This window comes from Bradyrhizobium sp. Mp27 (genome assembly GCF_029953005.1).
In the GTDB taxonomy this organism is placed as follows: domain Bacteria; phylum Pseudomonadota; class Alphaproteobacteria; order Rhizobiales; family Xanthobacteraceae; genus Bradyrhizobium; species Bradyrhizobium barranii.
In genome coordinates, this window is the sequence record NZ_JASAUS010000200.1 from 1 (window position 1) to 10352 (window position 10352).

4 protein-coding genes and 2 pseudogenes are annotated in these 10352 nt (G+C 58.5%); 3 read left to right on the forward strand and 3 right to left on the reverse strand.

Annotation, left to right across the window (positions count from 1 at the left end):
• Positions 1–918, reverse strand: a pseudogene (locus QJT78_RS44680) (RNA polymerase sigma-54 factor); the annotation flags it as partial.
• A 1282-nt stretch (positions 919–2200) separates the two neighbouring features.
• On the opposite strand from QJT78_RS44680, the pseudogene QJT78_RS44685 reads away from it, so the two are divergent.
• Positions 2201–2389, forward strand: a pseudogene (locus QJT78_RS44685) (hypothetical protein); the annotation flags it as partial.
• 822 nt (positions 2390–3211) lie between these two features.
• Here the strand turns inward: QJT78_RS44685 and QJT78_RS44690 are convergent.
• Together QJT78_RS44690 and QJT78_RS44695 are read right to left on the reverse strand one after the other, a co-directional pair.
• Entirely contained in the window at positions 3212–3997 is a 786-nt protein-coding gene (locus QJT78_RS44690) for a LuxR family transcriptional regulator (protein WP_018645272.1), read from the reverse strand.
• Positions 3998–5096: 1099 nt separating this feature from the next.
• Positions 5097–5711 (reverse strand): J domain-containing protein, encoded by a 615-nt coding sequence (locus tag QJT78_RS44695; RefSeq protein WP_011084684.1) that lies wholly within the window; start codon positions 5709–5711, stop codon positions 5097–5099.
• A 1407-nt stretch (positions 5712–7118) separates the two neighbouring features.
• Here QJT78_RS44695 and QJT78_RS44700 point away from each other — a divergent pair.
• Positions 7119–8447 carry a hypothetical protein gene (locus tag QJT78_RS44700; protein WP_011084682.1) on the forward strand — a complete coding sequence of 443 codons (1329 nt, stop codon included), beginning with the start codon at positions 7119–7121 and terminating at the stop codon, positions 8445–8447.
• 684 nt (positions 8448–9131) lie between these two features.
• Positions 9132–9548, forward strand: coding sequence for an SET domain-containing protein (locus tag QJT78_RS44705; RefSeq protein WP_011084680.1), 417 nt, complete (start codon positions 9132–9134; stop codon positions 9546–9548).
• Positions 9549–10352: the final 804 nt, after the last annotated feature.

A 10352-nucleotide genomic window follows, 5' to 3' on the forward strand; every position in this document is an offset into this window, starting at 1 on the left:
GGACTTGTCGCCGTCCTTGCCGATCTTCTTCGACAGCTCGGAATAATAGGTCTGGTTGACCAGCACGCGCGGCAAGGTGTCGCTGTTGAGCTCGACATGCCAGCCGCCATCAGGAGCCGGACGGACATAGACGTCGGGTACCATCGTCTGCAGCCGCGCCGACCCGAACTTCATGCCCGGCTTGGGACTGAGCCGGCGGAGCTCGTCGATCATGTCGGCGATGTCCTCGTCGTCGACGCCGCAGAGCTTGCGCAAGCTCGCGATGTCGCGCTTGGCGAGGAGATCGAGATGCTCGACGAGGGCCTGCATCGCCGGATCGTATCTATCGAGCTCGCGGAGCTGGATCGCCAGGCACTCGCGCAAGTTACGCGCACAGACGCCGGGCGGATCGAACTCCTGCAGGACGGCAAGAACGTGCTCGACATCCTCCTGCGTTGCGCCGAGCCGCTCGGCGGCCTGGCCGAGATCCGGCGGCAGATAGCCGGCTTCGTCGACGAGATCGATCAGATACTGCCCGATCATGCGCTGCGCCGGCGCGGTGAATGCGACCGACAGTTGTTCGGCCAGGTGGTCGGACAATGTTGTCTCGGACGCGACAAACGCTTCGAGATTGTAGTCTTCGTCACCCGAGCCGCCGCCACCCCATTCGGTATAGGTGGTCATGGCGCCATCCCGGGCGTCGCGCACTTGGGCCTCGGCCAGCTGATCGCCGCTGACCTGATCGACCTCAGTCGGGGCTTCGGCCCCAGCTGCATCGTCACTGGCACGCTCGAGCAGCGGATTACACTCCAGCTCTTCCTCCACGAAGGTCATGAGGTCGAGATTAGATAATTGCAGCAGCTTTATCGCCTGCATCAGCTGCGGCGACATGACCAGCGACTGGGATTGCCGGAACTCTAATCTTTGCGTGAGCGCCATGAAGCAAGAACCGTTACTGAAGTTGGTCTGCGTTTTGCTCATCTAGTCAGGAGCTGATCTAAGCGCTTTGATGTCGCGCAAAAGCGGATGCGAGGTGAGATGAAGGCAGCGAACAACGGAATCCGACACTCAGTCGGAGCTCCCTCGTCAATCCCCATTGTGCGCGAGATGAGAGGACTAGGAATTCGGATGCGGCACTGTGACGCGAGGGCATCAACAAACAGGACAGCTTCCCGTGGCGATACTCCTATCAAGGACTTGCAGTCCCCGGCAGTTTCGGTGAGTTCTGCGCGTAGCCGCGATCCTCCACCCTCCCGCAGGAGCGCCGGCAACAGCTGCGCGGGGCTCAGGATCAGTGCCTGCCGCCACTCAGACAGTCCCTCGCTGTCGAGCCTTGCTGCACGCTCGAATTAGCGCGAACTTCGAAGCCGATCGTGGAAGGAAGTTGCCCAAACGAATTGGCACTAGGGCTGGCAGTCGAAAATAGTTGAGGTAGCGGGTTGAACCGGCCGCAAGATCGCTATTGCGTCAAACGCGATTGCGAGGCGATCACCATTCAGCTGCCCAACGCCTGCCGCTTGTTGGCCGCTAGCGTCTGCCCCATGTGCGTCGAGAAGAGTCTCTTGTCCGGGTTGCTGACGCAAATCGGCAGAAGTTCGAATAGCGGGCATATATTGGCCTGCTCTTCGGCTTATCCTGCCGAAAGTTCCAACGTATTCGGGATGACGAATCTGGGGCCTCTGACGCATCAAATCTGGGACAGTTAGTTTCCTCCGCTTGGCCGCTGAGCGGGACGATCTTGTCGGTTTGGTCGAGAGCCCTGCGCCAGTCGCCTTGCTTGCAGCGGCCGGCCGACATACTCGCTCCGCGAGAGGCGTCCGCACGCGCGAGACCGCCATGATGTTCCTACGACCTCGAGCAACATTTCATCGCTGGCCAGCGGGGTCTTGCCAGCGCGTTGGCCCACTCCTCGCCATATCGGTGCTGCCGGTGAAGCCTGCCGCCTCCCCAAACAACACCTCTCCGAAGCTTCGGTGGGATGCCGACCCCAATCACTCGCCTCAGTGGCATCTGAGCTGCGGCGAAACGACAAGAAGAATTCGCGCTCTTGGTACAACTCACCGGGTCGCAGAGGCAAGCTCCCGAGCCGAACCCCGGCTCATCGCCCGCGTCGTCGTACCTGCCATTCGCGCTCCCGCTGCCTCTGCGCCGATGGTAGCACCATACACCGCGCTGTAGAACACCGCAGCGGAAGTTGGCGCCGCGACATCTTATTCCGGCTACCGACGCAATTGAGCGGCCGCGTGAGGAGTTCGAGCGACGGATCAAGATCAAGACCGTTTGCCATCAGCGGCCGCCGCGGCAATGCCGTCCTGGCCTGCTCACCCCCGGCCAGATCAACATGCGCAAGGTCGACGGCTGGAGACCCCTCACCACAAATCCTTCGATAGGTAACTTGGGACGCGCCTAGTTGTGGGGCGCGCACCATAGCCACAATGCAATGCGCATCGCGATTGAACTCGCTGCGCACGGGCAGGTAGCTTCATGTTAGTGGAAATCGCGCCGACATTGCCGCAGCTGGCAAGCCTCGATTGCACAACGCGAAGCATCAACTTCTCGATAAGGGCCGCGCTGCCGCTCAGGTGAAGGGCCTGGCTTCAGCGATCACGGCTTCGTCCAGCGGCAAGCCCCTGCCATAGGGACGAACCAGCTTTCGCGGGCGGTCGCATCGAGCAGCGGCACCTCAGTTGCCTGATTGATATGGCCGGGACGGCCGGCTGGCGCAGCCTCGAGAGCCTCGAGACGGTTGGTGGCGAGAATGAAGATGTTGTCATTGTTGCTTCAACCCGTTCATTGCGTTGAGCAGCCTGTTTAGCAACACTTACTTGCAAAAACCTATAACAGCGCGATTCCTGGCAAACAGATCGACATCCTCGATCTGAAACGGATGGAACTTCATATCAATAGCGCCGGGATCGCGTGGTCGGTATGACAAAGCATGCGATTTACCGCCTAGGACCTGCATTGTCCGAACTAGGAAATCCAGCCTCAGGCGAGTCTGACGCAGCGAGACTTGCATGAAGCGCCGACGCCCCTAGGTCCACGCCAGCCACTGATAAACACCGGACACGCGCGCCGGATGCGCTTGCCCCGTCATCTGGTTTGAGCCAATTCCGTTGAAGTACATCGTTGAATCCACTAGAGATCGGCTATCCCGACCTCAGCAGATGAATCGCAAAGGAAGAGCCCGCCGACGCAGGGTCCTTGATCGTTCCTTTGAAGGCGTACGGAGCTAAATGATGCCGCGCCGGGTTGCTTTGGCTACAGCATTTGTCCGGTTTGCCGCCCCTAGCTTTCTGATGACGTTCTTCATGTGGAAATTGACGGTATTATCAGTGACGTTAACAAGTTGCCCGATTACCCAGGCTGACTTCCCCTCTGCGACCCAGTATAGGCACTCTGTTTCTCGCGGTGTTAGCGGAATGTCTGTCTCGCAACTCTCATCAAGCGGCGGTGTAATCTGCGCGACAGCGTTGTGAAACGCCGACGCCAATGTCGTGAGATGAGCCATGCGATCCTGTGGATCGGCATCATCGAAAGGAGATGCAAACGATACGAAAGCCGATCGGCCTTGCGATCCAAACAATGGCACGCTCATGCCATGCTTAAGGCCTGCTTCTTTGGCCTCGCGTAAGACGCGCAGCTCACGGGGCTGCAGTTCATATCGACTGGTTAGTTCATCCCAAAGAAAGGGCCTTGGCAGCATTGCTGTCCGCCGGACCACCGGGTCGATCGCTTGATATTCTTGTTCAGCATAGCGTTGGCACCAATCAGACGGGAAGTTTATAGTTGGCGGGGGCGGTAGATACTCTGGCAAACGACGCTCATTGGAGCAGGAGAGTGCTCCGTAGGCGACTTTATCAAAGCCTTCATTGCTCGCGAAATTCACAAGAAGATCGAACAGCGCTGCGATTGATCTTGTCTGTATAGCGCACTCGATGAAGCTGAATAGGTCGGGCCCGCGGCTTTCCCGTCTGCTTGAAGCGAGTGGCATTTTGCCGTGCGACTGGTCATCCATTTTCTATTTCCGTTTGCTTACACAGATGTTGGCTTTGCTTCTTGCAGCTGAAAGCTCGCGCGCGAAAGGAAAGCGCCGGCCCAGAACTGTTTCACACGGTCCCAGCACGCTCCGAGAAGATAATCGGAGCGACTTGACGCACGCTGGCAGGTCGAGCCAAAGCGAAGCTGACTTTGTTCGCTGCTGACCGGTCGGGCTGCTCTCCGAGGTGCCAGTGCCCCAGTCTCTCGAAAGAACGGCTGGCAAATCATGCAACGATTGCGGCGGACACGGTCAGCACTTCTCGTAAGAACATGCCGGCGTCTCGAGCGCCACCGCAAAGGAGCGAGGTCGGCATGGAACTGTTCGCAGCTCGGCACACCACACCCGGACGGGTCCAGCGCCCTCAGGTGCTTGCGCATTTTGGGCCACCACCCGCGGACATCAACAAATGGCTGCTTGACGAGGACGACAGCGTGCATGCGATCCTCAGGACTTTCCAAGAACCACCGATGCGCACAGCAATTCTCGCACCACTCGCCGATCGGAGAACTTGCCCCCATAATAGGGGCACTCGCAGAAAGATGGTCTCCTCTGGTTGAGCGGATGTGACATACGTCGAACATGCGACAACGTCCCATGCGCGACACAGAATTTTATATAGATCAAGAGCGTGATTAAAGGCCTGCCGTCTCACCTGCATTGACGGGGCGCGAATGGCACTCCCTGAGTGCCATCTTAACGCGCGAGGCAAGTCCAGTACCAACCTTCCTGCGGGCAGCGGAGCAGCAGTTTAGTGTGGCTCTGCTTTTCGAGCAGTCGAGGACGGCACTTTCGAACTTTCGCTGTGGCTCGCCTTTGCGAACTGCCCATCGGCGTCGTGAAGACTTGCCCCTCCTTGCAAACCCGAGGAGAGAGCGAATGAACGAGGAAAGAAACAAAGGCTCGTTGTTGATCGGTCCGGGAGCAGGTTGATAGAACTCCTTGTGGCGTGGCGGAAATGTTGCGCCTCTCGGGCCTAGGGTCTGAAGCGGGTTACACGCCAGCTCGGGTGCAGCCTTCACACGATGAAGGGCTATGGAATGGCGGGTGAGGTGAAGCCGTTCAAGTCGTGTCCGGGTTAGCTCTCCCGCACCACGGTCTTCAGGTAATGGTAGGCCTTGATGATCTCGACCAGGCGCTGCTCCGTAGAGCGGTCGCCGCCATTGGCATCGGGGTGGTGCCTCTTGACCATCGCCCTGTACCTCGCCTTGATATCTCCGAGCGTCGCATCGACATTCAGGCCCATCACCTGCAACGCTTTCCGCTTGGCATTGAAAAGCTTGCGCGTCTCAGGCCTGGCCTCCGCGCGGGCGCGTCCCTTCAGCTCAGCGAGCATGCAAAAAGCATCGCAGTCGTCCTCGGAATGGGCCGGGCTGCCGGTCATCTTGCGGGCGCTGATGGGCTCGCCGATTTTCCAAGTTGGACGATGGCCCGTCAGCGCGTCATTCTGGTAGCGCGCGATCGCTTCGGCGTCCATCCCGGAGAAGAAATTGTAGGACTGATTGTATTCGCGAGCATGCTCGATGCAGAAGTGCCAATATTCGCGCGCATTGTGGCGGCCCTTTGGCGCGGGATGGGTTGCCTTGTTCTGGCAATCAGGCCATTCGCATCGCACCGCGGTCCGGCGCTCCTCCTGCGCTTCCTGCTTGTTGATGCGAATGGAGGCGAAGAATTTGGATGTGTCGCTCAGCATGACTTGGCTCCGTTGGGCGGAGCGGCAGTTAGCAGCGCCGCTTCTAAGCTAGAGAATTGGTTTCGACGGCAAGTTGGATCTGACTCGGCCTTTGCGTCTAGTTCAGTGCATGGTGTAGCAAGCACTTCCCAGCAATCGACATGCCAGGACTCGCGCGCTTGGTTCAGACAATCATCTCTTTGCGATCTCAGATCGATTCAATTGCAATGTGCTGTCGGGCTCTGCACATCGAGGTCTTGAACGGGACCGGGTGAATACGAACAAAGCGGGAGCTATGCAGGAATCTGGCTGATGACGCGCTTAGGGAAGCAGCGGAGCAACGCGGATGGTGAATTTGCGAGAACTTCTCGACGAGGCGATATGGCCAGAATGAGACTATCAACATCCTGCCCTTCGCTCAGCCGCCTGCGGTTGATCATGCGTGCTACAAATTCTGCGCAACAGAGCGCGTGTTCTGCTCGCCCGGTGCCGCGACGGAATCGTTCCAGAGACGCCGGCGAGATGAAGCGGCCAAGGATGGCCGCGCAACACCGCAAAAGCTATCGGCGCAATCGAGGCGGCCGGGCCCAAGGTGAGGACCGGGCGCGCGACTCTCGCCGGTTGGATCCGCTTCACGTACTTGATTTTGCCAGCCGAGCGCGGCGACCAGGAGCTTTGATCCCCTGCTTAGCCGGGCCGTATGTTGACTCGCGATTTCAGGAGGCACGATCGGCCCTGCTGGAAAGGATGCGGCGAATCTTTTGCTATTGGCGATTTTTGGGGCCTGAACAATCGATCGCGGGGCAAATACGTGCGCCGCAGCACAAGTCCGCCGGCGATCAAAGAGAGCCCGAGCTGGTTCTGAGCGGCAAGAAGAAGGCCATGGAGGGTCTCAACGGCGCCCAGCCGGCGCGGTCGCGGAGCATGCACTCGACATCTTTACTGCGAGCGCACCAAATATGTGCGTGGCCGCGATTACCGGACAAGGATCGCCGATATAAAGCCTATTGGCTTTCTGTGTCTTGCCGGCCGAGCACCAGCAGAGAACCACAATCCGAGCGAGAGCATCCGCCGCGGTACGGCACACGAACATGCGAGCCAGGAACCGTTGTCGGCCACCAACCGTATTAGATTGTGCAAGCTGAGCAAGGCGTGAGACGTTGGGATGACCGAAGAGCCACAATCAGTTGCCGAGATCATCGCGGCGTCAGAGTGCCGACAGTATTTGAGCCCGTCCCAAACAGGCAAAAACGATGCCGCCTGCTCGGCTTCGTCACCAGTCGCGGTTGCGGCGAAATGACTGAGCTGAGATCGCACTCCGGTTAGTCTCTAAGCACGTCAGCTTGTCGACAGCTGATCCTAATAGAGTGAGACAGTGACACGATTGGATCGGCATTGCGAGCCGACTCAAACCACCGGAGAGTCGACATGGACCCTTTTAACCGCATCAACCCACTCGACCGTGACCACGCCGCGGCACCGCAACAGCAGCAAGCGGAGTTTGAGCCTTACTTGGATGAAGTGCCCCAGCTTGATACCTCGACAATCGCAGAGAATCCCGTTTTTCATGATCCCTACTACCCTCATCTGTCTGAAGAAGGCCTTAGACTGGCCCAGGCATTGGGACTTGAGCACCAGAGCACGGACCGTCCTCATCCCGAACACGCAGTCACCAGACGCGAGGACGCCGCTGCGCAGCATCGCGCGCCGCAGGGTGGGCCGGAGGAACTGACTGCGCAAGGTCACGATCAGGATCCGTGGCAAGAGCCGATACGCGAAGCGATCCTAGCATCGTCTCTCAACCGGCCAGCCCCGGGTGGTCTGGCACCGGATCCCGAAGAAGCCGTTCGTTACTTCAGCTGGAGCGGCGCCTACCGGCCGGCTGCAAACGAGCTAGCCTCGGTCGCTTCCAGCTCAGGTCACGAAGTCGTTGTGGATGAGGATTACACCGGCCAACCTACGAAGAGGCAGAGGACACTAAGCCTGGCGGAAGAAAATGCCACTGCGCGCCAGCGCACCGAGCCCGGCAATTCAACCGGTCGCGAGTTAATTGAAGACGCCGGCGCACCGCTTCTGGCCAGCAGCCGGTTCGTCCTTCCTGAGGAAGTCTACGATCAGGATCTGCTGTGGGCCATGGTGGATAACGCTCGCCCATCGTCATCTCTCGAACCAAACGAGGGTCATCACCAAGCCCTGGACTCAGAAGCGGCCGTTGGTCCGTTCAACGCGCAGCACGGCGACCAGCACGCGTCCGCTGCGCACGAGCGCAGCAACGTCCCGCCGAGCCAGGACAGCCGACCTACCAGTTTTATCGTTCACAATGACCGTTACACGGCGCTGTTCGTGCCTGCGGGGGCGATGAGGCGAAGCACCCCACTCAATCCGCCAGGCTCAACCATTCAATTCGGATCTCGACCGGAAAACGTTCTGCCGCCCAGCCTGCAGCCAACGGATCGAACCGCCCGATCGCTTTTTGGACGGTCGATTGAGCAAGCCGCTCCGGCGTCCTCCAGGGCTCAGAGGACGTACCCCGCGGCCCGCGAGATTTACGCTGCATCATTCTCCGTTCCCGAGACTTTTTTGCACGGCACCCAACCCGCGCCGGACACGATGCGGGCGAAACTCGGCCAGTGGGGCCTTCTGCCGGACGAAGCGCATCCGACAAAACAATACGACATTCATGGTGAGCGCTACACCGCCCTTTTCGGACCCGGAGGCTCCGATGACCTTCGGCTCATCCATCACCCACGAATGTAGACGCCGAGGGACATCTCAAACGCATGGAGCCCGTCCAGATAGTTCCGGAATTGGACTTGTTATTGGACCATAGCTTGCTCCGGCTGCTCCTGCGAGGTTGGCGCGGTTCTGGGCAGCACAGATGTCCGCTGCTCGCGTCGATGACTTGCCAGCATCATCGCTTAGCAACTCCTCGTTGGGCCGAACTTCTACCTCCGTTTTCTTGCTAACTACGGCGTGATCACGTTGATTGCCTCGAGGCGGTTGTGCAGCGAAATCGGCAGTCGAGTGCCGGCCTCCCGCGCACTTTGCCTGCAATATCTGCTCCACATCCACAGTTGCCTGGGCACGCACTGACGCATTCACCCGCGGGCGGCTCTTGAAGCTGCGATGAAGGGCTTGTCGGCGGCTTGCCGGGCCGCGAGAGCATCGAGCGCGCCGTCGCGCTGGTAACAGGTCATGATCGTGCGACACGAGCTCGCCGCTATAATCGACACGGATCTTTGCTCGGAATGCGACTGACTTGCAGCCCTCCCAGCTCACGGCCTTGTCGCTGGAGGCGATCCGCAGCAGGCGGCCCAATACGCCTGGAGAAGACATAAATTGTGATGGAGGCGCGGATAAACGAGCCTACCAATTCGTGCAGCAGATTTCGCAGCTCACGTCAGTTAGTTTGCTGGGTAGTGACTCCGGGAGACTTCTTCAATGCTGATCGTCGACACAATTTTGAAGCCAGACAGGTTTGGCGGTATTGGACTTTTCTCCGCGACTCGTTTGCCCAAAGGTTCGTTGATCTGGATTCACAACCCAATCGTTGACATCACGGTGACGCCTGAACAATACGAAGCCCTAGCTCCAACATTCCAAGCGCTACTTGATAAGCATGCCTATCCAAGAGACTACAAGGCTTACGATGGTGTTATCGAGTACAATGCTGACAATGCCCGCTTCATGAACCACAGCAGCCGCCCAAACACATACCAAGACGACCGCCGAGTTTTCACAGCCCGTGACGTACAACCCGGTGAAGAACTGACCTGCAATTACTTATTTTTCGATCCACGGTGTGACGTATCGTGGAATGAAGAACCATCCATGAATCTTGATGCCCCAACGGGCTAGGCGACGGTGGATTCAAGTTCGCGGTCTGACGACTTGATCCGTTGGCGAATTACGCCGGCAAGACTTTCGGCAACTCGTTGTGGCCATCGACCGACTCGGCCAATTTTCTAGCTGCCTTACCGAGCAAGAAGATTTTGCGAGCGGAGCCTTGTTCGACAGACATCCCTTGGCGCGCAGAGCTCCTTGGCGCACCGTCGCGGGAGCGCTTTCGATGAGGTATCTCCTCGAGGCGGACTTCATTGCATCTCTAGAGCTTACCCAACGCCGGATCTCCGCGGATGTGCCCGTTCTCGCACTGACTTTTGAGTCTTGATCCTCGATATTTCCTGAGATGGCCCGGGCACCGATCCTGATATTACCTTTAGGATAGGCCGATTGTGCCGCTTGATGTCAGAGTAGCAGATGTGCTGTTACAAACGCACTTGATGAGGGCTTATCGCGGCTCGATCTTTGCGCCTCCGATTTAGCTTCGCGCAATGCAGAGAGCATCCGTCCCATCTGGTCACGATCCTACATACTGCCATATCAGGACCTGTTTAGATAAGAGATCAGCGACTATCGTGTGATCGATTTCGTCGGCCGAGGTCCATCCGATCTTGCCGATCAACTATCATTACGCGCTCAAGGATGCCGCGAGGGACGAAAGCCGCAAGACAATGGGCGCGTCGATCCTACAGCGGTCCGAGCACGACTCCTAGCCCGTCCTATTCGTGAGAGTGCGGCTTTTGGGCCCGATTGATGCGGCCGCACATCTTGTCTGACGAGGCGCACAGGATTGCCTTCGGCTTTTCGCCGCCTGACGAC

Coding starts and splice junctions, on each gene's coding strand:
- QJT78_RS44690 (WP_018645272.1), bottom strand. CDS start 3,997: ATGGATGACCAGTCGCACGGCAAAATGCCACTCGCTTCAAGCAGACGG.
- QJT78_RS44695 (WP_011084684.1), bottom strand. CDS start 5,711: ATGCTGAGCGACACATCCAAATTCTTCGCCTCCATTCGCATCAACAAG.
- QJT78_RS44700 (WP_011084682.1), top strand. CDS start 7,119: ATGGACCCTTTTAACCGCATCAACCCACTCGACCGTGACCACGCCGCG.
- QJT78_RS44705 (WP_011084680.1), top strand. CDS start 9,132: ATGCTGATCGTCGACACAATTTTGAAGCCAGACAGGTTTGGCGGTATT.